This is a genomic window from Rahnella perminowiae (assembly GCF_019049695.1).
In the GTDB taxonomy this organism is placed as follows: domain Bacteria; phylum Pseudomonadota; class Gammaproteobacteria; order Enterobacterales; family Enterobacteriaceae; genus Rahnella; species Rahnella perminowiae.
Genome location: NZ_JAFMOT010000160.1, coordinates 1 through 22,255 on the forward strand (window position 1 = coordinate 1; position 22,255 = coordinate 22,255).

Sequence of the window (22,255 nt, forward strand, 5' to 3'; positions counted from 1 at the left end):
GATTTACTTGATTCCCATAGTAGGATTTAGTCGCTTTTACATCAGACGTCACTATCCCGAATAGTAAATATTGAACTTTTATTTCAAAAGACACTTTAATAAAAAATTTATTTTTTATTTTACATGCTTCATTTGTTATTTAAGAGAAATATCTTACTACATTTGGTATACCTTTTTAAAGGGATCACGGAGTAGACTTAGGGAGACGTTAAAATAAATAGCGGGCCTTCCGCCGCAGGTTCGACCCAGAGAAATGACAACAGGACATACCAGGGTGTTCGTATGGAATTTATATGAAAATAACCGCCACGATATTATTACTCACGCTATTTTCTATTGGTGCTAATGCAAGGACCTGCACTGAGAATGATGCAGAAGCAGCAGATATTGCAGTGGACAATCTCAATTCATGGGAGGCCATACATAAAAACTACATCGCTTACGCACAATGTGATGATGGCAGTATTGCTGAAGGGAATTCAGAAGCGGTCGCGAGGTTGCTTGTCGATAAATGGCCGGAAACCGTAAAACTGCAATCGTTGATAAGTCACGATTCAGGATTTGAAAAATATATTCTGAGGCATATTGATTCTACACTGGATACGGATGACCTGAATCGGATCATTACGCTGTCATCTGAATCCTGCCCCGCTGAAAGACAGGATTTATGCAGCAAAATTATTGCTCCAAAATGCAGAGAAATAACATTCGTGATAAATCACAGGCGACAGAAATATGATCTGCTGCCTGAATTCGGATGACATAGAGACTAATCAGCTCCTAAACAATGCTTTCCCGACAGAAGTCCACCACTGTTTAATTTCGGTAACTACACTCTCTGGAGTTACTGTTTTATCGCCTTCAGGATAAAAAATTAAATCAGTACCTGAAGGATGCCCGGTAACCCGGCTGAAATTTTCCAGTAAACTGTCCTGATATGACTCGCTGCCATGCACATCGAAAATATCTTTCACCAGCGCAATAAATTCGGCTTCCGAGTATTCTTCAAACTTATCTTTGAGCTGCATGTTTTTCTCTTATCTGAATTCAGTTGAAACCTGAGGGTCATTCGTTATCCAAAACGGCCCGAACCCGCGCTTTAAGTTCATCAGCATCAAATTCATCTTTCTCACGATCATTGTCAGGATTGAATTGATCTGCGAGACAAAAAATGGTCGAACATTTTTCACTGTCCTGATAGTTATCTTTCAGCGAATCACCATTTTCACCCTCAGTTTTCCATAATATCTGATAGGGGTCGGCGAAATCTTCGGCTGAGATCTCGCCATTAATAAATGATCTGGCGAAGGTTAAAAGTTTCTGACTCATTTTTTTGGCTCCCTGAGCTTGAAAACACTAAACTGACTGCTTTCTATTTTCATGAAATACAATAATCAGCGCAGCAAGGTCGTCTTCTTCGGCATAGAGATAAGCCACAGGCACATCCAATACTTTCGCAATTCGCTTCACCGTTTCCAGATCCGGCTGATGTTTACCTTTTTCATATTGATTCATCCGTGCGCTCGACGATGCCTCATCAACACCCGCCAGAACGCCTAACTTGTATTGAGAAAGCCCAGCACGCAAACGCGCTTCCTTGAGTCTCTTGATCAACATGATGCCGGAGCCAACCTTTTACTAAGTTATTCTTAGTTTTCTATTGTGTTATTTTTAAGCGCCACACATGCTAAGGATAACTTAGTATTCACCATTAACAGGGAGTCTTATATGACAGGTTCAAAAGATTGGCACACTGCAGATATCATCCGGCAATCAGAAAGAAAGGGACAACAATGGCAGCTGTTTCGAGGGACGCGGGGTTGAGTTCATCCACCCTTTCCAATTCGCTGGCAAGACCGTGGCCGAAAGGTGAAATGATTATTGCAAAGACGATTGGGGTTGAAGCTAGAGAGATCTGGCCGAGTCGGTATTTTGATGGGAATACAGGAACAAAAATAGACAGAAAGCTGAGGTGCCATCCTACATGAATTTTTGGTAATCAAGGAGTTTAAAGCTGAAATGGTGCCGACTACCGGAATCGAACTGGTGACCTACTGATTACAAGTCAGTTGCTCTACCTACTGAGCTAAGTCGGCATTTTGAAGTGTTACCGGGGAACTACGGGGTGCTAAATTAGTGAAATCTGAGGCTGCCGTCAAGCCCCCTGCTGTGCGTTTGCTGCTTTTCTCATCACCCTGAATGAAATAGGGATTTAGCACCGGCTTCATGACGAAAAATCCACCGGTGCCACGGGTTAAGGACGAACTAAATCGTCGCCGTAACCAATCCATTTGTAAGTCGTCAGGGCTTCTAATCCCATCGGGCCGCGGGCGTGCAGTTTTTGTGTGCTGACCGCCACTTCTGCGCCTAAACCGAACTGGCCGCCGTCGGTGAAACGGGTGCTGGCGTTGACGTAAACCGCAGAGGAATCCACTTCGCGCACGAACCTGTCCGCGCTGCTGATGGAACGGGTGAGGATCGCATCGGAATGTTCGGTGCCGTAGGTGCGGATATGCGCCACGGCGGCATCCAGATCAGCCACCACCGTCACGTTCAGATCCAGTGACAACCATTCATCTGAATAATCTTCTTCGGTCACCGCCAGCACTTTCGCCGGGCCGTTTTGCAGATACGGCATCGCGGATTCGCTGGCGTGCAACGTAACGCCTGCGCGGTGCATGTTGTCGCTCAGTTCCGGCAGAAAACGGGCGGCAATCGCCTGATGCACCAGTACGGTTTCAAGGCTGTTACAGGCGCTCGGACGCTGCACTTTGGCGCTTTCCAGCACGGTCAGCGCTTTGTCGAAATCGACGCTTTCATCCACAAACGTATGACACACGCCGATTCCGCCGGTGATCACCGGAATGGTGGATTGTTCGCGGCACAGTTTGTGCAGCGCCGCACCACCGCGCGGGATCAGCATGTCGACGTATTTATCCAGGCGCAGCAGTTCTGCGACCAGTGCGCGATCCGGGCTTTCAATCGCCTGAACCGCAGCTTTCGGCAATCCGCATTCTTCCAGCGCCATCTGAATGACGTTAACCGTCGCCTGATTGGTGTGGTGAGTTTCTTTACCGCCACGCAGGATCACGGCGTTGCCGGTTTTCAGGCACAGGCTGGCGACGTCGATGGTGACGTTCGGACGCGCTTCGTAAATCACGCCGATCACGCCGAGCGGCACGCGGCGGCGTTCAAGACGCAAACCGCTGTCCTGCTGTGAACCGTCAATCACCTGCCCGACCGGATCGCTCATGCGGCAGACATCGCGCACGTCGCTGGCAATCGCCGATAAACGCGCGGGCGTCAGCAGCAGGCGGTCTAATAACGCTTCGCTCATGCCGCTTTCGCGGGCGGCGGCCATGTCGAGTTCGTTGGCAAGAATAATGCTCTGGCTGTTGGCCTCGAGCATGTCGGCCATCAGCATCAGCGCACGGTTTTTCTGCGCGGTGCTGAGGGTGGAGAGCTGCCAGGACGCGGCTTTTGCGGCCTTTCCCATCTCGTTAAGCATCTGTAGCTCCTTAACTGACAATCATGTCGTCACGGTGAACGGCAACCGGGCCGTATTCGTAACCGAGAATTTCGCTGATCTGCTGAGAATGATGACCCGCAATCATGCGCATCGCATCGCTGTTATAGCGGCTGACGCCGTGCGCGAGGTCACGCCCGTTCAGGTTGCGGATGCGGATCACTTCGCCACGCGAGAAATCGCCTTTCACTTCGCGGATCCCCTTTGGCAGCAGCGAACTGCCGCGCTCCATCATGGCAGAAACCGCGCCGTCGTCGATGGTGATTTCACCGGCTGGCGGTGCGCCGAAGATCCAGCGCTTACGGTTTTCCAGCGGGGTTTCCATCGCGTGAAAACGTGTGCCGACCGAAATACCGTTAATGACATCGCCAATCACGCCCGGCAGGCTGCCCGCAGCAATAATGGTATCGACGCCCGCACGGCACGCGACATCCGCCGCCTGCAGTTTGGTGGCCATGCCGCCGGTGCCGAGACCGGAAACACTGTCACCCGCCACGCCGCGCAGTTCATCATCAATGGTCATGACTTCGCGGATAAGCTCTGCCTGCGGGTTGGTACGCGGATCGGCAGTAAACAGACCACGCTGATCGGTCAGAAGCAGCAATTTATCAGCACCCGCCAGAATAGCGGCCAGCGCGGAGAGATTGTCGTTATCGCCGACTTTAATTTCAGCGGTGGCCACCGCATCGTTTTCGTTAATGACCGGCACGATATGGTTATCAAGCAGCGCGTGCATCGTGTCGCGGGCGTTCAGGAACCGCTCGCGGTCTTCCATATCGGCACGCGTCAGCAGCATCTGACCAATGTGGATGCCATAAATCGAGAACAATTGCTCCCACAGCTGGATCAAACGGCTTTGCCCGACGGCAGCCAGCAGTTGTTTGGAAGCAATGGTGGCGGGGAGTTCGGGGTAGCCAAGATGTTCGCGCCCGGCGGCAATCGCGCCCGACGTGACAATCACAATCCGGTGCCCTGCCGCATGTTGCTGCGCGCACTGGCGGACAAGCTCAACAATGTGAGCACGGTTGAGGCGGCGTGAGCCGCCAGTGAGCACGCTGGTGCCCAGTTTTACAACCAGTGTCTGACTACCACTCATAATCGTTCCATTAATGTGAAAAAGAAGGGCTTCTTTGTCTTTGTAACCAGTGAGAAGCGTTATGCCAACCGGCATAACGCTATAATAGCAGTATTCATCGTGGGAATGGGTAGTACAGAAAGTCAGGCGGAGAGCTTCACCGGTTCCTCGCTGAAATCATCAGCAGGTTCCAGTCTGAGGGACATCTCTTCGATCATGGCATTCAGGTTTTTGTGGAACCCTTTTAATGTCGTCTCAAGTTTTTCCCGCACTTCAGCATCTTTAATGTTTTGCGCTTTCCAGATGCCGTCTTTATCAAACAATCCGAAGTGATAAACATAGGTAAAACGTTCGGCTTCGGCCTGTAATTCAATCCACCAGCCCCAGAATTCACGCTTCTCCGGCGCGGGCTTAACGTTCACGCAGACAGCTAAACAGTCAAAGAAAAAGCGGTCGTTTTCGCATTTCCCTTCTCTGATGTACGGTCCCAGTGTACCGAAACGTTTCATTAGCCTGCTTTTAGGATGACCGCTTGGTAACGTCATAGTACAACCTCCATAGAAAGACGATCCTTTTTAACAAACCGTTAGGAATTAGCAACTGTTAAGTTAACGCATATGGTTTTGCAGCCAGCTGCAAATCTCATGTAAAGCGCTGTCAAAATGTCCGTAAAGCGGCTCGCTGCGGATAGGCAACAGCTTGCCGTCAGCGGAAGAATCCGCAATCAGCTTAGCTTCGCTCTTAGGACTGAAAATATCGTTCTCCCAGTATGCAGCCAGCATGGGCGTCGGCGTTCTCCGCCCGAGCAGCCCCTGCGTTTTCAGAGAATAACGATTAAGTTCGGTTTTCAATGCCGAATCAGACGCACTCGACATGCCAATACGACTCGCCAGCACATCCATATACATGTCCGGCACTTGTTCCTGGCATTTCGGGTCGCTCAGCAGTGTATGCACCAGCGCCCCCAGAGTGGCGACTGCACGCACGCGGCGCGGTTCGAGATACGCCAGCCGCACGGCAACGTTGGCACCAAAACGGTAGCCGAGCAAACTGACGCGGCTGGCATCAACCCATGGCACATCCGAAAGCTGCATCAGCACCTGCTGATGCAGGAAGCTGGTGTCCTGGGTCAGTTTCCACTTCGACGAAAAACCGATCGACGGCATGTCAATGGTCAGCATGGCAATGCCCATCGGCGCAAGATACGAACGGAACAGGCGCTGATGGTCACTCTGCAAGGTATCGAGACCGCCACACACCATCACCGTCGGGAACGGCGCTTTGCCTGCGTCCGGCAGGTGCAGGAAACCGGTGATCGGCGTGCCGCCGGAGATCTTAAATTCCAGCTCTTTCAGTTCATAAGGCGAATGTTCCGAGGATTTTTCAAAGGCTTTATTGGCCAGCGCCTGCGCCTGTTCCGCCAGCGTATCGCCTTTCAGATGCGGATAACTGGCAATACTGTAAAGGTTGGCGGCTTTCAGCCAGTAGTCGCTCGCCACATCCGGGTCTTTTTCTTCGGCGGCTTTTTGCTGCCAGTGCATCGCCTGTTTTGACCATTCGTAGATCCAGTTGCCATTACGGTAACCAATTACAGTATCAAGCAGCAACGGATCACTGTGTTCCGCCTGGGAGACAGCAATGCGCGACAGCACTTCTTCCACTTCCAGCGGATCGACCCCGCGCCACATCCACATCAAACGGTTAATCGTACGGTACCAGCAATGGACCGTGTCGCCTTCCAGTGCAGAGTGCATCGGCGGGTGCGTATTATGGTGATGAACGCGGTGAACCAGCGTCGATGTTTCCGGGTATTTGAACGAAGGTTTAAACAGTTTTTCCGTAAGATTGGCTGGAGCCATGATGCAAGATCCTCCGTTAGCAAGCAGCAGGTCGCCCGCAGGCGATCATTTAGACGGGATTATAACCCGCCCACGTTGCGACAAGTGAGGTATGAGGTCAAGCGGAAAGGATTTCAAGTCAACAAAAGCAAAACGCCCGGCAATGAGCCAGGCGTTTATCAACAGTAAGGGAAAATTACTTACCCACTAACGGAGGCACAAAGACAACCCCCATATCCCACGGCTGTTCGATCCAGGTGTTCTGCGGGATGTCGATCACGTAGTCATCGACCAGCGGAGCACCGGCTGGTTTTGCGAAGATGGTGATGAAATGCGCCTTCGGGTACATTTCGCGGATCGCTTTCGCGGTGCCGCCGGTATCCACCAGATCGTCGATCACGATGAAGCCTTCACCGTCGCCTTCTGCGCGTTTCAGCACCTGCATTTCGCGCTGATTATCATGGTCGTAGCTGGAGATACAGACGGTATCCACATGGCGAATGCACAGCTCGCGAGCCAGCAACGCTGCCGGAACCAGGCCACCGCGGCTGACGGCAATAATGCCTTTCCATTGTTCTGCCGGCAGCAGGCGTTTAGCCATGGTGCGGGCGTGGATTTGCAGCATGTCCCAGGTTACAACGTATTTTTCGCTCATAAAGGTGTCCCAGCCAGTGAATTAACGGCTTCTAAAAAAGTAGTGGGGGGAAAAAAGGTTGCGCGAGATTATAGTGAGTCCGGCTCACAAAAACCAGCGATTATCGGGTCCCTGCGCCCCAAAAATCCCGGAATTTCTCCCCGTGCCCGCGCACAGGTTAAGATTAAGTGATATTCTGTCAGGCCACTCGCCACACAGTCTGGCGGGGATTACTTAACCTTAAACCTACAGCATCTCAGTCAGTTCCCCTGCAAACGGAGCCTGAATGAGCTGACTGTTACAGGAGACTTATAGTGTCTGAACTGTCTCAGCTTTCGCCACAACCGTTGTGGGATATTTTTGCCAAAATTTGTTCTATTCCGCACCCTTCTTATCACGAAGAAGCGCTGGCAAAACACATCGTTGAATGGGCACAGGAAAAGGGTATCCACGCTGAGCGTGATGAAGTTGGCAATATTTTGCTGCGCAAACCGGCCACCCCGGGCATGGAAAACCGCAAAGCCGTTGCCCTGCAGGCTCACCTCGATATGGTGCCGCAGAAAAACAACGATACTGTTCATGATTTCACTAAAGATCCGATCCAGCCATTTATTGAAGACGGTTGGGTAAAAGCCCGCGGTACCACGCTGGGTTCTGACAACGGTATCGGTATGGCATCCGCGCTGGCGGTTCTGGCTGATGACAGCGTAGAACACGGCCCGCTGGAAGTGCTGCTGACCATGACCGAAGAAACCGGCATGGCGGGCGCATTCGGCCTGCAACCGAACTGGTTACAGTCTGAAATTCTGATCAACACCGATTCTGAAACCGAAGGCGAAATCTACATGGGGTGCGCCGGCGGGATTGATTTTACCGCCACACTGCCGCTGAGCCGTGAAGCGGTTCCGGCCGGTTTCAGCGTGCTGAAACTGACCCTGAAAGGCCTGAAAGGCGGCCACTCCGGCGCTGAAATTCACTTAGGTCTGGGCAACGCCAGCAAACTGCTGGCACGTTTCCTGGCAGACAACGCGGGGACCCTGGGTCTGCGCCTGCTGGACTTTACCGGCGGCACGCTGCGTAACGCCATCCCGCGTGAAGCCATTGCGACTCTGGCGGTTGCCGCCGATAAAGCGGACGCACTGAAAGCGGCAGCACAGGAATTCCTGGCGACGATTCAGTTTGAACTGTCAGCCGTTGAGAAGAAGATCGTTTTTGTCGCGGAAACGGCTGAAAGCAATGCCAGGGCACTGAGCCAGGACAGTCAGGATAAGTTCCTTGCGCTGCTGAACGCGACGCCTAACGGCGTGATCCGCATGAGTGATGATGTGAAAGGTGTGGTCGAAACATCGCTCAACGTCGGTGTTGTCACGATGAAAGATGACGAAGTGGCGATCAACAGCCTGATCCGTTCGCTTATCGACAGCGGTAAAGAATATGTGGTCAGCATGCTGAGCTCACTGAGTGAACTGGCTGGTGCAAAAAGTCTGGCAAAAGGCAGCTACCCTGGCTGGAAACCTGAGCCAAGCTCGCCGGTGATGACGCTGGTGCGTGAAACTTACCAGTCACTGTTCAGCAAAACCCCGAACATCATGGTGATCCACGCCGGTCTGGAATGCGGTCTGTTCAAAAAACCGTATCCGGACATGGACATGGTTTCCATCGGGCCAACTATCACCGGCCCGCATTCGCCGGATGAACAGGTTGAAATCGCCAGCGTCGGGCTGTACTGGCAACTGCTGACCGCCCTGCTGAAAGCAATTCCTGAAAAGAAATGATATTTTGGCTCCCTCCCCTGCGTGAACTGAACCCCGAATGTTGGACTTTTTAAACCTTCATTCGGAGTTCAGTTCATCACAGGGGGAGGAGCTCAAATCCAAAAGAAGCTGCCGCTCTATCTGCGGATCCTGCAACGTCACGTGTAATCCCACCAGCCTGACGCCCCGTCCGCCACGCCGTTTCTCCCATGCCTCCCGCGCCACTTTCAGTAAATCTTCTTTATTGAGCACCGGCCAGACGTGTTCCTGCGTGGTCTGCTGAAAATCATGGAATTTGAGTTTTACCCCCTGACGGGCGATGCGCAGATCCGGACTGACACGGCTCAGGCGTATGTGCAGTTCCGGATATAAACGTTCGATCAGTGCCACGCATTCTTCCCAGCTGTGAATATCTTCTGCCAGCGTGCGTTCCACGCCGACCGATTTGCGCAACCGCTCGGGGGATATTTCACGTTCATCAATACCCTGACAGCGCTCCCACAGTACGCGGCCAAACTTACCAAATCGTTTGAGCAGTGTCGCCAGATCATAGCGCTGTACATCGCCGCAGGTGTTCAGCCCCAGCGCCTGCAAACGCTGGGCTGTGACTTTGCCGACGCCGGGGATTTTACCCAGCGGAAGATCCTGTAAAAACGCATCGACTTTATCCGGCGTGATCACAAACTGGCCGTTAGGCTTGTTCAGGTCCGAGGCGATTTTTGCCAGAAATTTTATCGGCGCAATGCCGGCAGAGGCCGTCAGCCTGATTTCATCGAAAATGGCCTGACGGATTTCTGCAGCAATAAGCGTCGCAGAGCCGTTGCATTGCGTTGCGTCGGAAACATCCAGATAAGCTTCGTCAAGTGACAGCGGTTCGATCAATGGGGTATAACGCGCAAAGATTTCACGGATGTGGTTTGAAGCTTCTTTATAAGCCTCCATTCGGCCGGGGATGACTTTCAGGTGCGGGCAAAGTTTCAGTGCCATACCGGTCGGCATCGCACTGTGCACGCCGAATTTGCGCGCAGGATAATTGGCGGTGCTGATGACGCCACGGCGGTCACGGCTGCCGCCAATGGCAATAGGAATGTCGCGCAGGGAAGGATCATCGCGCATCTCGACGGCCGCGAAAAAGCAGTCCATATCAACGTGAATGATTTTACGCATAGCCCTCCCCTGATAACTGTATAAGTATACAGTGGTATGACGTAATTTCAAACACACAAAATCCGGGTTAATTTGGCTTAATGAATCACCAGAAATGGCATCGTAATAAATTTCCTATTTCGAAAGTCATTATTCATTATTTGGTGATTGCTAAAAATTTAATCAGTATTAATATGGCATCGTTTCAGACAGGCAGTACATAAGAAGAAAATCAGTGGCGGTCTTACAGGCAGTTCAGCTGTAGACAACATAATCAAAATTATTACCGAGCAGGACTTAGAATGATCAGAATCGCGCTGTTTCTTGCGATGCTCCTCAGTTTGCCTTTATTTACAGCAAATTACGCCGTGGCCAGCGATGCTGTCCCGGTCAACGCGACACTTAAAAAACAATTACTGGGCGCACCGGTTTATATTCAGATCTTCAAACAAGAACGTAAACTCGAATTGTATGCCCAGCTCGACGGCGAATTTCGCCTGATTGGCAGTTATGGCATCTGCGATTTTTCCGGCGGTTTGGGAAATAAACGTCGCGAAGGCGATTTTAAAAGTCCGGAAGGTTTCTACAACGTGGATATTCACCACCTGAAGCCTGACAGCCGCTTTTATCGTGCCATCAACATCGGTTTCCCGAATGCTTACGATATCTCGCAGGGTTATTCAGGTAAGTATCTGATGATTCACGGTAACTGTAAGTCTATCGGTTGCTATGCCATGACCGACGGCTATATGGACGAAATCTTTACGTACGTACAGGCGGCATTCCAGTTCGGGCAACGCAGTTTAAAGATTAGCATTTATCCGTTCAGGATGACCGATGCCAACATGAAGGCGCATAAAAACTCCAGCTACTACAGTTTCTGGAACCAGTTGCAGCCAGGATATGCGTACTTTGAAAAACACCATCAGCCACCGAATGTCGTGGTCACTGACGGTAAATATGAAGTGCTGCAACCGTTGTCCAACACCCCGCTGCCTTCACAGCTGGCGTTCGCCCCGATGAAATAATGCGAATTCACCTGGAGCAATTTTGTTCCAGGTTTCGTTCGCCGTCAGCGGTTGCGTGGCAATCACAGTGACGACATCATCCGGTGTCGTCTGCTGCTGAAAATCAATTTCCACATCCTGATCCAACAACGTTGCCTTGCCAAAAGGCGCACGCCGCGTGATCCAGTGTAAATTCGTCGAGCAATACGCCATCACAAAATTGCCATCCGACAGCAACATGTTAAACACCCCTTTCTGCCTTAACTCATCAGCCAGCGACGCAATATAGCGAAACACCGGCGGCCAGCTTGCAGGGCGGCGCGGATAACGTTGAGTGAGTTTGTGCAATAACCAGCAGAACGCGTATTCGCTGTCGGTCTGCCCCACCGGGCGCAGGGTACCGGTATCCAGCTGGCGATAGCCGCGAAGCTGACCGTTGTGTGCGTAAGTCCAGTTGCGTCCCCACAGCTCGCGGGTAAACGGATGGGTGTTTTCCAGTGCCACTTCGCCACGGTTTGCCTGGCGGATATGAGAAATCACCGCGCAGGATTTGATCGGGTATTCCTGAACAAGGCGGGCAATGGGCGAATTAAAGCTTGGCGTCGGATCTTTAAAAGTACGACAGCCATTGCCTTCATAAAAGGTGATGCCCCAGCCGTCTTTATGCGGGCCGGTTCCGCCACCGCGCTGCACTAATCCGCTGAAACTGAAACAAATATCAGTAGGAACGTTAGCGCTCATCCCGAGCAATTCGCACATCACCAGCCCCCTTTTTATTATTTTAATAATGCGCTGCACTATGGTGAAACAAAGCGGGATCTGGCGAAGAAGCGGAGTTTACACAGAGTAAATGAGCATTCTGAGCCAGATTTCAACGCCGTATTACCAACGTGCGGCGAATTATTTCGCCATTTCTTTTTCGATTAAGAGAATCAGGATATGGATCACTTTAATGTGAATTTCCTGCACGCGGTCAGCAAAACCAAAGTGCGGAACGCGGATTTCCACGTCGGCTGAACCGTCCATTTTCCCGCCGTCTTTACCGGTCAGGGTGATGACTTTCATGCCTTTGGCGCGCGCGGCTTCGATGGCTTTGATCACATTACCGGAATTACCGGAAGTGGAGATACCCAGAAGCACATCGCCCTTCTGACCCACGGCTTCCAGATAACGGGAAAAGATATATTCGTAACCGAAATCGTTACCGACGCATGAGATGTGGCTGACGTCGGAAATCGCAATGGCCGGATAACCCGGACGGTTTTCGCGATAGCGGCCTGTCAGTTCTTCTGCAAAATGCATGGCATCGCAGTGTGAACCCCCGTTACCGCAGGAAATCACTTTCCCACCCGCTTTGAATGAATCCGCCAGCAGCACTGCTGCACGTTGAATAGACTCAATATTTGACGGATCGCTGATGAATTTATTCAGCGTATCAGCAGCTTCGTTCAGTTCAGTACGGATAATATCCAGATACATAGCAGCCTCTTTTATGTCCATTTACAGCCGGTTTCAGCACGGCCGATAGCAATAAAACGTTCCGCTGTGCAGTTTAACGGAAAGCCGAAACAGCGAGAAGCAGTGAAGCGGTAATGATTCCGATAGTTTCTGTTTTTGACGCTTCGTGCGACCGGTTTGTGAGCTGCGTTGTAATTAATATGTAAACACATTGATAAAGAAATGAGCATGAACTACAACCATTGTATCCCTACAACAGGTCAGACCTCCTACGACTCAGGAGCTTTACTATGATGGTTCTTAGCATTGTTGCATTTATCGTGATCCTTGGTGCGTTGTTCTATCACAAGGTCAACCTTGCCCTTAGCAGCCTGATTTTGCTGGCGTTTACAGCGGCCATGGGCGCCATTCATCTGTGGACGCTGTGGTTGTTATTGCCGCTGGCGATCATTCTTCTGCCTTTCAATATTCCTGCCCTGCGTCGCGCCTTATTCTCCGGCCCCGCGCTGCGTACCTTCCGTAAAGTGATGCCTGCTATGTCCCGTACGGAAAAAGAAGCGATTGAAGCGGGCACTACCTGGTGGGAAGGCGACCTGTTTGGTGGCAAACCGGACTGGGAGAAATTACAGAATTACCCTGAGCAGCAACTGACAGAAGATGAACAGCGTTTTATTGACGGGCCGGTTGAAGAAGCCTGCCGCATGGCTAATGATTTTCAGATCACCCACGAACTGGCTGATTTGCCGCCGGAACTGTGGGCATATCTGAAAGAGCACCGCTTCTTCGCGATGATCATTAAGAAAGAATACGGTGGCCTGGAATTCTCAGCTTACGCACAGGCGCGTGTGCTGCAAAAGCTGGCCGGTGTGTCGGGCATTCTGGCGATCACCGTCGGTGTACCGAACTCCCTCGGGCCGGGCGAACTGCTGCAACATTACGGTACCGAAGAGCAGAAAGATCACTATCTGCCACGTCTGGCCGCCGGTCTGGAAATCCCGTGTTTCGCCCTGACCAGCCCGGAAGCAGGTTCTGATGCCGGAGCCATTCCTGATTTCGGTATCGTGTGCAAAGGCCAGTGGCAGGGCAAAGAAGTGCTCGGCATGCGCCTGACCTGGAACAAGCGTTACATCACGCTGGCACCTATCGCCACCGTACTGGGCCTGGCGTTTAAACTGAAAGATCCCGATCACCTGCTCGGCAGCGAAACTGATTTAGGCATTACCTGTGCACTGATCCCAACCGACACCGCCGGTGTGGAAATTGGTCACCGTCACTTCCCGCTGAATGTGCCCTTCCAGAACGGTCCGACACGTGGCAGCGATATCTTTGTCCCGATCGATTACATCATTGGCGGCCCGAAAATGGCCGGTCAGGGCTGGCGGATGCTGGTGGAATGTCTTTCTGTGGGCCGGGGCATCACGCTGCCCTCTAACTCGACCGGCAGCCTGAAATCTCTGGCGCTGGCGACCGGTGCTTATGCTTATATCCGCCGTCAGTTCAAACTGCCGATCGGTAAAATGGAAGGTATTGAAGAACCACTGGCACGCATTGCCGGTAATGCTTATGTGATGGATGCCGCCGCGACGCTTATCACTAACGGTATTATGCTGGGTGAAAAACCGGCGGTGCTGTCCGCTATCGTGAAATACCACTGTACACACCGCGGCCAGCGCGCCGTGATGGATGCGATGGATATCACCGGCGGTAAAGGCATTATGCTCGGCACCAGTAACTTCGTGGCCCGCTCTTATCAGGGCGCGCCGATTGCAATTACCGTGGAAGGTGCCAACATTCTGACCCGCAGCATGATCATCTTCGGTCAGGGTGCGATCCGCTGCCATCCTTATGTGCTTCGTGAAATGGCGGCGGCGGAGAAAAATGATCTGGATGATTTCGACCGCGCGCTGTTCGGACATATCGGCCATGTGGGTAGCAACCAAATGCGCAGTTTCTGGCTTGGCCTGACTGACGGTCGTACCAGCGATACGCCGGTCAATGATAAAACTGCCCGTTATTACCAGCACATCAACCGTCTGAGCGCCAATCTGGCCCTGCTGGCTGACGTGTCGATGGGGGTGCTGGGTGGCAGCCTGAAACGTCGCGAACGTATTTCCGCCCGCCTTGGTGATATCCTCAGCCAGATGTATCTGGCCACGGCGACGCTGAAACGCTATGACGAAGAAGGCTGTAACGAAGCGGATTTACCGCTGGTGCACTGGGGCGTGCAGGATTGTCTGCACCAGGCTGAAGTGGCTATCGACGACCTGCTGCGTAACTTCCCGAACCGTTTTGTGGCCGGTGTGATGCGGGTGGTGATTTTCCCGCTGGGCCGTTCGCATTCCGCCCCGTCAGATCGTCTGGATCACGAGCTGGCGCGTATTCTTCAGGTGCCTTCGGCCACGCGTAGCCGCATCGGCCGCGGTCAGTATCTGACGCCAAGCGAGCACAACCCGGTTGGCCTGCTGGAAGAAGCATTGCAGGATATTCTGGCGGCAGAGCCGGTACATAAACGTTTATGTGAGGCGATGGGTAAAAAACTGCCATTTACCCGTCTGGATATGCTGGCGCAAAAAGGTCTGGATGCCGGTCATCTGAGTGCTGATGACGCCCGTATTCTCAGCCGTGCAGAAGAAAGCCGTCTGCGTTCGATTAACGTTGATGAGTTCGAGCCGGATGCCCTGGCCGCGCAAAAACCAGCCGCGGAGAAAAACGACGCAAAAAAGGATGAGGCGAAACCCCGCCACACCGAAGCTGCCTGAGTGAACCGTTAGCCGGTAAAAAAGCCTGAGTGTTACGCACTCAGGCTTTTTGTTATTTGTGAAAATACATACCTATTACCCTAACGAGTTCGTGTCCCAGGACAAAGGCTTTAGCCTTTGAACAGCGCTCAAGCTGGCCCCGAAGGGGCGAGGCTTTGACGAGTAACGCGGCAGACAAGCGAGTCCCGATGAGCTTACTCAGGTAAGTGATTCGGGCGAGCATGTGCAGCCAACGCACCTGTGACGCGAAATATAACGGGTAATTTAGAAGTAGTATTTGAAGCGCACGCGCGCACCGTAACGCTCATCACTGTCATCATCGGCACTGTCAGCTTTATCTGCTTCCAGCATTGAGACGTAGGCACCCAGGTACACGTTAAAGTTTTCCATGTTCATGACGTTCGGGATCAGATAACTGGCGTGAATGGTATGAATGTCATAGCTGCCCGGCTCATCGAACCAGTCATCGTCGTAATCGGATGCACGAACGCCATTAATGTTGAAATCTTCAATTTTGTTATGCGCATAGATATAGCCCAGTTCGAAGCGTTTCCACAACGCATTGGCGCCGACGGTAAAATCTTTCTCATCCGATGCATCCATGTAGGCAGTGCTCAGGTTAGCCACCACGCCATTTTCAGGGTCAGCTTTCTGCCCGTCCCAGGTCATGGTCATGCCGTAACCATTACGTTTGGACTGGTCAACGAAATCGCCTTTATCGTTGGTGTAACCGTAAGCATTATTCACCACATTGGTTTCCATTGCGGCTGCCACCGAGAATGCATCAGCTTTCCAGGCAATAATCGGGCGCAGATACGCAACGTTTTTATCATTTTCAAGCTCATTGCCATGGTAATTTTGCTCGGCAAACAGCGCGGAACCATCTTCCAGTAAGGTATTGAGCTCGAAATACCAGTTGCCGATGTTTTTATTCAACATGATGTTGCCGCCGCTGTCACTGCGCCCGCGCCCTTCTTTCATCATATAGACATAGCCGTAGCCGTCAGCGTACAGATCATTGGCGGTATTACCGGAGTACTCGACAAAAGTATCCTGATTAAGCGGGAACATATCATAAGCTTCGAAACGGCCGATTTTTGCCATCCAGTCTTTTTCTTCGCCGAAGAAGAAAGCGGCATCATCAAGCGTCATTGAACCGTTCAGGTCAGCCGTCGGCTGTACAGAAAATCCAGAGAATTGCCCGTTATCATTACGACGATAACCATCCAGCCCGATTAATAACCGTCCGTTAACATCCCAGCGTTCATGGGTTCCCGGTTTCCAGTTTTTATTATCCTGCGTTCTGACAGAGGTTAATTGACCGCTACGGCTTGCGCCGTCGACATTAAATTCCACATCGCCGTATAGTTTTAAATTATCAAATCCATTAAGTGTTAACAATTTGTCTTTCGATATTCCATCTTGTTTAACTTCTACCGGCGTGGCTTCTTTCACGCTGGCTATTTGCTGCTCACGTTTCACATCCTGCTTCGTCAGTTGCTGGATCTGTTTTTCCGCCGTTTCCGCGCGCGCTTCTGCCTGCTGAAGACGTTGTTCAAGCTGCGCCATACGGGCTTCAAGACTGGCTGATGAACTCGCTGCCAGTGCGGGAGCAGACACAGCCAGCCCGACTAATAAAGCCAAAGTTGTAATCTTTCTCATAATTAAGATGTCCTTTCAATACAAATTAAATTCGCCATTTTAAAATAAACGGTGTTATTTCATTTTTATTAAAATAGTGCCCGGAGGTTTCATAATGAGAACAGAAGATAGTTTTCGAAGGAATAATCTGTCAAAAATAAAAGCGGGGAAACGTGAAGTAAAACTGTAATAACGAAATTACATCACTGAAAAACCAATAAACGTAAAACGGGGCGCTTTTTTCATAAAAGCACCCCGCTAATTATTATTTATAATACACACCATCAGATATATTAAGCTGGCGAATATTTTATATCTTAGCCTTTTTTAGGACGAACTTTCGCCGTCAGCCCTTTCAGGAAATAACGCATCACCTGATCGCCACACGGACGGTAATTTTTGTGGCCTTCTTTACGGAAGAACGCGCTCAGTTCGCCTTCAGACACTTTGAAATCAGCCGCGGTCAGGACAGAAATCATATCTTCGGTTTTCAGCTCAAACGCCACACGCAGCTTTTTCAGCATAATGTTGTTGGTCAGGCGTTTTTCCACTTCCGGTGCCGGGAAGCGATCGTCTTTGCCGCGTTTAAAAGTGATCAGGCCATTAAGGAAGTTTGCCATCACTTCGTCCGGCACTTCCATGTAACCTTCTTCGTCTTCTTTTTTCAGATAACGCGACATCACGTCGGGGCTGACAGGCGTACCGGTGGTTTTAAGGATCTCGATCAGCTGGCCTTCACTTAAATCCAACATGTAGCGCACGCTGCGTAAGACATGGTTATGCATCATAATTCTGTATTCCTGTTAAAAGTAAACCGAGGAAATGCCACCGGGTTTACCCCTACGCACCTCGAAGGCGGGCATTATACAAGAAACTTACAGGATTAGCTGAACTGACGGATCCGTGCAATAAGTGACTCCACATCGCCGATTTGTTGCGCAGTGAGGATCAGTTTTTGCCCGAGGCTCAGCGCATGGCGCTGGCAATCAGCGCGCATGGCATCATCTTTAATGGTATCGAGATCAGCAACATGCGCCAGGCCGACCGTACGACGAATCAACTCCGCGCCGCAGTAACCGACCGCGTCGTGCCAGACCTCCTGCAGGAAGAGTTCTGCATAACCCGGCTCCGCCAGCGTCGGATCTTGGGATTTATCCCGCGCCAGTTGCAGAAAACGCGCTGAGAAACTCAGCCACAGTTCGCGCACATCTTGCAGGCGCTGCTCGCGGCCATCCGCCGCTTCACGCACCCCAACCAGCCCCGGCAGACCACAATAGTTCAGTAACAGGTTGCCGAGAGCCGAACCGGGATCAAAGCCCATCGGGCCGTAATAACCGAACTCCGCGTCGATGGCTTTCAGTTTGCCTTCGGCAACGAAAATCGAACCGCTGTGGATATCACCATGCAGCAGCGCCTGCGCCTTGCTCAGGAAACGGTGTTTCAGCGCGGCGACGGCCAGACGCAGCGGTTTATCCTGACGCAGCGCCTCCACCGCCGGCTGCAATACCGGCTCAAAATTATTGCGCTCATGATCAACATACGGATCGGTGAAGAACAGATCTTCGGTGATCTGACATAATTCAGGGTTAGTAAAACGGGAGACTTCGGCTTTTTTGGCCTGCGCATTCTGGTAGAAATCGGAAGTATGGAACAGCGTCTGAGCCAGATATTCGCCCAACTGGGTTGCTGCCTGCGGGTAATGTTTTCCCAGCACCAGTTCACTGCGCCAGATATGATGATCCGACAAATCTTCCTGCACCATCACGGCCAGTTCAGCGTCGTGATGCAACACGTTAACCGTGTGCTGCGGGCAATACTGACCGTGGATTATCAGGGTTTCGGCTTCAATGCGCGCACGATCTAACGTCAGCGGCCAGGATTCCCCCACACACCGCACATAAGGGAGAGCCTGTTTCACAATCACCCGGCTTTTTCCCGCCGTATCGCGGATCTTAAACACCAGGTTCAGGTTTCCGTCACCGATTTCATCGGCCGTGACCAGAGATTGCGGATCCGCCACGCCACCAAACTGACGGGCATATTCAACGGCATCTTGGGCGGTAAAGGTGTAGTAACGTGACATCCTGACCTCTCGAATTCTTTTTTAGCCTTTAAAGCGTTTAGACGTCTATACATCCGTGAAGCATGTTGGCAGAATAAGTGAACAGATGCAACCGGGCAACAAGGATTTAACCAACAATGCAAAGCCTCACAACCACCAGTTTACGTATTCGTGAAAACCAGCTGTGGATCCTCGACCAGCAAGCTCTGCCGCAACGTTCAGACTGGCGCGAATGCCGCGACGTCAGTGAACTGGTGGATCACATCCGGACCCTGCGCGTGCGTGGTGCGCCGCTGATTGGTTTGTCCGCCAGCCTGCTGCTGGCATTGCTGGCTGAACAGGGCATGGCGCAGGATGAATTGCATCACGCGCTGGAAACCTTGCGTGCCTCGCGGCCGACGGCAGTGAATCTGATGAACAATCTTGACCGCATGAAGGCTGCATTGCAGCAGGCGGATTACGTGAAAGCGCTGACTGAAGAAGCTCTCCGTCTGGTGGATGAAGACAAAGCATTATGTGACAGCATTGCCACACACGGCGCGACGCTGGTGACGCCCGGCAGTCGTCTGCTCACCCATTGCAACACCGGCGGTCTGGCAACGGCAGGCATCGGCACAGCCATCGGGGTGATCCGCCGTGCCCATGAACAGGGCAATGTGGAACAGGTATGGGTGGATGAAACCCGTCCGCTGTTACAGGGCGGCCGCCTCACTGCCTGGGAACTTGGCGAACTTAACATTCCGTATCAGCTGATTTGTGATTCGATGGCCGCCAGCCTGATGGCACAAAAACGCGTCGATGCTATCTGGGTTGGCGCTGACCGCATTGCCGCCAATGGCGATGTCGCGAACAAAATTGGCACTTACAGCCTGGCGGTACTGGCGAAATATCACGGCATTCCGTTCTACGTTGCCGCGCCGCATACCACACATGATCCGCAGTGCCGGAACGGTGCCGCCATCCCGATCGAACAACGGGCAGCGACTGAAGTCACCGGCGTTTCCGGCAGTTTCGGGGCCGTGCAATGGGCACCGTTCAACGCGCAGGTTTATAACCCGGCATTTGATGTCACACCGGCAGAATTGATCAGCGGCTGGGTGCTGGATGTGGGGGTGGTGACGCCGGATCAGGTACAGGATGGTATCTTCCGTCAGGCATTAAGTTAAAACAGCCTGCCTGCAATACAGCGTCTGCGGGCGCTGTTTTTTTAAGCTACTGATAAGAAAAACTCACAAATGTAAGGAAATCGAAAACCAATATCTGTTAGGATTATTCTTAGCCAATTTAAATTTATCCCTTTTCTGCACCGGTTTTCGATGCCGTAAATAGAAAATCTGGCTATTGAGATAATTCGCGCCTTTAAGTGAAATATCAATTTCATCATATTGAGATGACATTAAGTCAAATTATTTTAATTTGGAACGGGCAGCTATTACCCGTTAATAAGACATTAAATGGACAAGGAATAGTAACATGAGGAAATCAGTTTTCGTTTTGTCGGCAATTATTGCGGCAGGCACATTATCAGGGTGCGCAACAGAATCATCACGCACGGTAGAAGTTCAGAAAGTGGCTTCTTATAACACGCAATATAATGGTCCGCGCAGCCCGATTTCTGTCGGTAAATTCGATAACCGCTCCAGTTATATGAGTGGCATTTTCTCCGATGGTGTCGATCGTCTGGGCAATCAGTCTAAAACCATTCTGGTCACTGACCTGCAACAAACAGGTCGCTTCAATGTATTAGACCGCACGAATATGGCGGAAATTAAAGAAGAAGCGGGTATCAAAGGCCAGGCACAAACTCTGAAAGGCGCGAACTATGTCATCACCGGCGATGTCACTGAGTTTGGCCGCAAAGAAGTCGGCGATAACCAGCTGTGGGGCATCCTGGGACGCGGCAAGCAACAAATCGCTTACGCTAAAGTCAGCCTGAATGTCGTTAATGTACAGACCTCAGAAGTGGTGTACTCCTCACAAGGTGCGGGCGAATATTCCCTGTCTAACCGCGAAATTATTGGTTTCGGCGGCACCGCCAGTTATGACTCAACCTTAAACGGTAAAGTGCTGGATTTAGCTATCCGCGAAGCGGTGAATAATCTGGTCAATGGAATCGAAAGCGGCGCATGGCGTCCGGCTAATTAATAATACGGATATTATAAAATGACAATATGTAAAAACCAAAGCGCCGTGATAAAGGGTGGCCTTATTACCTTGACGTTATTATTAGCGGGCTGTGCAAAGCAGGCGGATAAGTCACTTTATAATTGGGACAAATACCAGTCTACGGTATACCAGTATTATCAGGGTGACAAAGTGGGTCCTGAAGAACAAATCGCGTCATTAAAAGAATCGATTGAAAAATCCCGCGCCACCAATAAAGCCGTACCACCTGGCCTGCACGCGCAACTGGGATTGCTTTATGCCAATACGGGCCACACCGACCTGGCATTTCAGGAATTCAATACTGAGAAAAGTTTATTTCCGGAGTCAGCAACCTATATGGATTTCCTGCTGAAAAATAAAGGGAGTGTTAAATGAAACGTTTATTCCTGCTGACCGGCGTAGTGCTGACGTTACTGCTGACGGGTTGTGCGAAAAAAGCGTCCTACGATTACACCGCGTTTAAAGAGAGCAAACCGAGATCGATTCTGGTGCTCCCGCCGGTGAACCATTCTCCGGATGTGAATGCCAGTCACAGCATGCTTTCTACCGTCACCGCACCGCTGGCTGAAGACGGCTTCTATGTCTTCCCGGTGGCCGTCGTTGAGGAAACTTTCAAGCAGAACGGCATAACCGGTGCGGAAGATATTCGTGCCGTCAGCGCCGCCAAACTGCGTGAAATTTTCGGTGCGGATGCCGCGCTTTACATTGATATAACCCGCTACGGCAGCACTTACATGGTGGTTTCCAGCGAAACCCGTGTGACCGCTAATGCTAAACTGGTGGATTTACGCAATGGCAAAGTGTTGTGGACCGGTAACGCCACCGCTTCTGACAGCGAAAATGACAACAACAATAACGGTGGGATCATCGGCATGTTGGTTCAGGCTGCCGTGAAGCAAATCTCCAGCACGATTTCCGACAAAGGTCATGATATCGCCGGGCTCACCAGCGACCGTCTGCTGAGTGCATCTCAGACCGACGGCCTGCTGTATGGCCCGCGCTCACCGAATTACGCTAAGCAGGCAATGCGATAAAGGCCTAAAGAAAGCCGCCCCTTACGAGACGGCTTTCTGGCTTACTTGCCCGATGCGTCAATTGTCACAGAGAGAGAATTATTGGAGATACTCCAACTTCCTTTGCCCTGAAACATTGCCGCTCCGGTGACAACGATAAAGATACAGATGTACCG

Annotated in this window: 22 protein-coding genes, 1 tRNA gene and 1 pseudogene; 9 read left to right on the top strand and 15 right to left on the bottom strand. The window is 51.4% G+C overall.

The window, feature by feature from the left end; all coding sequences use genetic code 11:
* Positions 1 to 293 precede the first annotated feature (293 nt).
* Positions 294 to 761: a hypothetical protein gene (locus tag J1781_RS26125; protein ID WP_238483206.1), complete on the top strand. Its 468-nt coding sequence runs from the start codon at positions 294 to 296 to the stop codon at positions 759 to 761.
* Between the two features lie 12 nt (positions 762 to 773).
* On the opposite strand, the gene J1781_RS05445 is transcribed toward J1781_RS26125, so the two are convergent.
* Genes J1781_RS05445 through J1781_RS05455 form a run of 3 tightly spaced genes read right to left on the bottom strand, consistent with a single transcriptional unit; the run spans position 774 to position 1,617 of the window.
* Positions 774 to 1,028, bottom strand: coding sequence for a bacteriocin immunity protein (locus J1781_RS05445; RefSeq protein ID WP_217219528.1), 255 nt, complete (start codon positions 1,026 to 1,028; stop codon positions 774 to 776).
* 37 nt (positions 1,029 to 1,065) lie between these two features.
* Positions 1,066 to 1,329 (bottom strand): colicin immunity domain-containing protein, encoded by a 264-nt coding sequence (locus J1781_RS05450; protein ID WP_217219529.1) that lies wholly within the window; start codon positions 1,327 to 1,329, stop codon positions 1,066 to 1,068.
* Between the two features lie 27 nt (positions 1,330 to 1,356).
* Positions 1,357 to 1,617 (bottom strand): helix-turn-helix domain-containing protein, encoded by a 261-nt coding sequence (locus J1781_RS05455; RefSeq protein ID WP_129955070.1) that lies wholly within the window; start codon positions 1,615 to 1,617, stop codon positions 1,357 to 1,359.
* A 111-nt stretch (positions 1,618 to 1,728) separates the two neighbouring features.
* Between J1781_RS05455 and J1781_RS05460 the strand changes: the two are divergent.
* Positions 1,729 to 1,988 (top strand): annotated as a pseudogene (locus J1781_RS05460) (helix-turn-helix domain-containing protein).
* A gap of 32 nt (positions 1,989 to 2,020) precedes the next feature.
* Here the strand turns inward: J1781_RS05460 and J1781_RS05465 are convergent.
* From J1781_RS05465 to gpt, 6 genes are all read right to left on the bottom strand, one after another.
* Positions 2,021 to 2,096, bottom strand: a tRNA-Thr gene (locus J1781_RS05465).
* A 158-nt stretch (positions 2,097 to 2,254) separates the two neighbouring features.
* Complete coding sequence (gene proA, locus J1781_RS05470; RefSeq protein ID WP_217233302.1) at positions 2,255 to 3,508, bottom strand: glutamate-5-semialdehyde dehydrogenase; 1,254 nt, start codon at positions 3,506 to 3,508, stop codon at positions 2,255 to 2,257.
* A 10-nt stretch (positions 3,509 to 3,518) separates the two neighbouring features.
* Complete coding sequence (gene proB, locus J1781_RS05475) at positions 3,519 to 4,622, bottom strand: glutamate 5-kinase (protein WP_129992269.1); 1,104 nt, start codon at positions 4,620 to 4,622, stop codon at positions 3,519 to 3,521.
* A gap of 122 nt (positions 4,623 to 4,744) precedes the next feature.
* A complete protein-coding gene (crl, locus tag J1781_RS05480) occupies positions 4,745 to 5,146 on the bottom strand; it encodes a sigma factor-binding protein Crl (protein WP_015696183.1) in 402 nt (133 codons plus the stop codon).
* A gap of 63 nt (positions 5,147 to 5,209) precedes the next feature.
* Complete coding sequence (gene frsA, locus J1781_RS05485) at positions 5,210 to 6,460, bottom strand: esterase FrsA (RefSeq protein ID WP_129992268.1); 1,251 nt, start codon at positions 6,458 to 6,460, stop codon at positions 5,210 to 5,212.
* A gap of 175 nt (positions 6,461 to 6,635) precedes the next feature.
* Positions 6,636 to 7,094: a xanthine phosphoribosyltransferase gene (gpt, locus tag J1781_RS05490; protein ID WP_013574288.1), complete on the bottom strand. Its 459-nt coding sequence runs from the start codon at positions 7,092 to 7,094 to the stop codon at positions 6,636 to 6,638.
* Positions 7,095 to 7,387: 293 nt separating this feature from the next.
* Here gpt and pepD point away from each other — a divergent pair, with 293 nt between their 5' ends.
* Positions 7,388 to 8,848, top strand: a complete 1,461-nt coding sequence (gene pepD / locus J1781_RS05495) for a beta-Ala-His dipeptidase (protein ID WP_129992267.1) — start codon at positions 7,388 to 7,390, stop codon at positions 8,846 to 8,848.
* A 57-nt stretch (positions 8,849 to 8,905) separates the two neighbouring features.
* Here the strand turns inward: pepD and dinB are convergent, their stop codons facing one another.
* Positions 8,906 to 9,994: a DNA polymerase IV gene (dinB, locus tag J1781_RS05500; protein ID WP_217137895.1), complete on the bottom strand. Its 1,089-nt coding sequence runs from the start codon at positions 9,992 to 9,994 to the stop codon at positions 8,906 to 8,908.
* 281 nt (positions 9,995 to 10,275) lie between these two features.
* On the opposite strand from dinB, the gene dpaA reads away from it, so the two are divergent.
* A complete protein-coding gene (dpaA, locus tag J1781_RS05505) occupies positions 10,276 to 11,001 on the top strand; it encodes a peptidoglycan meso-diaminopimelic acid protein amidase (protein WP_129955061.1) in 726 nt (241 codons plus the stop codon).
* On the opposite strand, the gene J1781_RS05510 is transcribed toward dpaA, so the two are convergent.
* Together J1781_RS05510 and lpcA are read right to left on the bottom strand one after the other, a co-directional pair.
* Positions 10,972 to 11,739, bottom strand: coding sequence for a class II glutamine amidotransferase (locus J1781_RS05510; RefSeq protein WP_015696178.1), 768 nt, complete (start codon positions 11,737 to 11,739; stop codon positions 10,972 to 10,974). The two genes, dpaA and J1781_RS05510, sit on opposite strands and share 30 nt — an antisense overlap.
* A 141-nt stretch (positions 11,740 to 11,880) precedes the next feature.
* Positions 11,881 to 12,459 carry a D-sedoheptulose 7-phosphate isomerase gene (gene lpcA, locus J1781_RS05515; protein ID WP_129955060.1) on the bottom strand — a complete coding sequence of 193 codons (579 nt, stop codon included), beginning with the start codon at positions 12,457 to 12,459 and terminating at the stop codon, positions 11,881 to 11,883.
* Positions 12,460 to 12,728: 269 nt separating this feature from the next.
* Here lpcA and fadE point away from each other — a divergent pair, with 269 nt between their 5' ends.
* A complete protein-coding gene (gene fadE / locus J1781_RS05520; RefSeq protein ID WP_217233303.1) occupies positions 12,729 to 15,197 on the top strand; it encodes an acyl-CoA dehydrogenase FadE in 2,469 nt (822 codons plus the stop codon).
* Between the two features lie 264 nt (positions 15,198 to 15,461).
* Here fadE and J1781_RS05525 read toward each other — a convergent pair whose 3' ends face one another.
* The 3 genes from J1781_RS05525 to mtnK all read right to left on the bottom strand — a co-directional run bounded on the left by J1781_RS05525 (position 15,462) and on the right by mtnK (position 18,921).
* Complete coding sequence (locus J1781_RS05525) at positions 15,462 to 16,859, bottom strand: carbohydrate porin (RefSeq protein WP_217233304.1); 1,398 nt, start codon at positions 16,857 to 16,859, stop codon at positions 15,462 to 15,464.
* A gap of 296 nt (positions 16,860 to 17,155) precedes the next feature.
* Positions 17,156 to 17,626, bottom strand: a complete 471-nt coding sequence (locus tag J1781_RS05530; RefSeq protein ID WP_015696175.1) for a YehS family protein — start codon at positions 17,624 to 17,626, stop codon at positions 17,156 to 17,158.
* Between the two features lie 95 nt (positions 17,627 to 17,721).
* Positions 17,722 to 18,921, bottom strand: coding sequence for an S-methyl-5-thioribose kinase (gene mtnK / locus J1781_RS05535; protein ID WP_217218686.1), 1,200 nt, complete (start codon positions 18,919 to 18,921; stop codon positions 17,722 to 17,724).
* A 116-nt stretch (positions 18,922 to 19,037) separates the two neighbouring features.
* On the opposite strand from mtnK, the gene mtnA reads away from it, so the two are divergent.
* The 4 genes from mtnA (at position 19,038) to J1781_RS05555 (ending at position 22,100) form a co-directional block, all read left to right on the top strand.
* Complete coding sequence (mtnA, locus tag J1781_RS05540; RefSeq protein ID WP_217233305.1) at positions 19,038 to 20,066, top strand: S-methyl-5-thioribose-1-phosphate isomerase; 1,029 nt, start codon at positions 19,038 to 19,040, stop codon at positions 20,064 to 20,066.
* A gap of 307 nt (positions 20,067 to 20,373) precedes the next feature.
* Positions 20,374 to 21,045, top strand: coding sequence for a CsgG/HfaB family protein (locus J1781_RS05545; RefSeq protein WP_015696171.1), 672 nt, complete (start codon positions 20,374 to 20,376; stop codon positions 21,043 to 21,045).
* An 18-nt stretch (positions 21,046 to 21,063) separates the two neighbouring features.
* Positions 21,064 to 21,441, top strand: coding sequence for a DUF4810 domain-containing protein (locus tag J1781_RS05550; RefSeq protein ID WP_129992262.1), 378 nt, complete (start codon positions 21,064 to 21,066; stop codon positions 21,439 to 21,441).
* Positions 21,438 to 22,100 carry a DUF799 domain-containing protein gene (locus J1781_RS05555; RefSeq protein WP_129955054.1) on the top strand — a complete coding sequence of 221 codons (663 nt, stop codon included), beginning with the start codon at positions 21,438 to 21,440 and terminating at the stop codon, positions 22,098 to 22,100. Before J1781_RS05550 ends, J1781_RS05555 begins: the two co-directional genes overlap by 4 nt.
* Positions 22,101 to 22,255 lie beyond the last annotated feature (155 nt).

Excerpts from the sequence above, each read along its gene's own strand:
- proB (WP_129992269.1), bottom strand. The coding sequence starts at position 4,622 with ATGAGTGGTAGTCAGACACTGGTTGTAAAACTGGGCACCAGCGTGCTC.
- J1781_RS05550 (WP_129992262.1), top strand. The coding sequence starts at position 21,064 with ATGACAATATGTAAAAACCAAAGCGCCGTGATAAAGGGTGGCCTTATT.
- J1781_RS05450 (WP_217219529.1), bottom strand. The coding sequence starts at position 1,329 with ATGAGTCAGAAACTTTTAACCTTCGCCAGATCATTTATTAATGGCGAG.
- lpcA (WP_129955060.1), bottom strand. The coding sequence starts at position 12,459 with ATGTATCTGGATATTATCCGTACTGAACTGAACGAAGCTGCTGATACG.
- dinB (WP_217137895.1), bottom strand. The coding sequence starts at position 9,994 with ATGCGTAAAATCATTCACGTTGATATGGACTGCTTTTTCGCGGCCGTC.
- gpt (WP_013574288.1), bottom strand. The coding sequence starts at position 7,094 with ATGAGCGAAAAATACGTTGTAACCTGGGACATGCTGCAAATCCACGCC.
- J1781_RS05510 (WP_015696178.1), bottom strand. The coding sequence starts at position 11,739 with ATGTGCGAATTGCTCGGGATGAGCGCTAACGTTCCTACTGATATTTGT.
- fadE (WP_217233303.1), top strand. The coding sequence starts at position 12,729 with ATGATGGTTCTTAGCATTGTTGCATTTATCGTGATCCTTGGTGCGTTG.
- J1781_RS05525 (WP_217233304.1), bottom strand. The coding sequence starts at position 16,859 with ATGAGAAAGATTACAACTTTGGCTTTATTAGTCGGGCTGGCTGTGTCT.
- mtnA (WP_217233305.1), top strand. The coding sequence starts at position 19,038 with ATGCAAAGCCTCACAACCACCAGTTTACGTATTCGTGAAAACCAGCTG.
- J1781_RS05555 (WP_129955054.1), top strand. The coding sequence starts at position 21,438 with ATGAAACGTTTATTCCTGCTGACCGGCGTAGTGCTGACGTTACTGCTG.
- J1781_RS05445 (WP_217219528.1), bottom strand. The coding sequence starts at position 1,028 with ATGCAGCTCAAAGATAAGTTTGAAGAATACTCGGAAGCCGAATTTATT.
- crl (WP_015696183.1), bottom strand. The coding sequence starts at position 5,146 with ATGACGTTACCAAGCGGTCATCCTAAAAGCAGGCTAATGAAACGTTTC.
- J1781_RS26125 (WP_238483206.1), top strand. The coding sequence starts at position 294 with ATGAAAATAACCGCCACGATATTATTACTCACGCTATTTTCTATTGGT.
- J1781_RS05545 (WP_015696171.1), top strand. The coding sequence starts at position 20,374 with ATGAGGAAATCAGTTTTCGTTTTGTCGGCAATTATTGCGGCAGGCACA.
- proA (WP_217233302.1), bottom strand. The coding sequence starts at position 3,508 with ATGCTTAACGAGATGGGAAAGGCCGCAAAAGCCGCGTCCTGGCAGCTC.
- mtnK (WP_217218686.1), bottom strand. The coding sequence starts at position 18,921 with ATGTCACGTTACTACACCTTTACCGCCCAAGATGCCGTTGAATATGCC.
- frsA (WP_129992268.1), bottom strand. The coding sequence starts at position 6,460 with ATGGCTCCAGCCAATCTTACGGAAAAACTGTTTAAACCTTCGTTCAAA.
- J1781_RS05455 (WP_129955070.1), bottom strand. The coding sequence starts at position 1,617 with ATGTTGATCAAGAGACTCAAGGAAGCGCGTTTGCGTGCTGGGCTTTCT.
- dpaA (WP_129955061.1), top strand. The coding sequence starts at position 10,276 with ATGATCAGAATCGCGCTGTTTCTTGCGATGCTCCTCAGTTTGCCTTTA.
- J1781_RS05530 (WP_015696175.1), bottom strand. The coding sequence starts at position 17,626 with ATGATGCATAACCATGTCTTACGCAGCGTGCGCTACATGTTGGATTTA.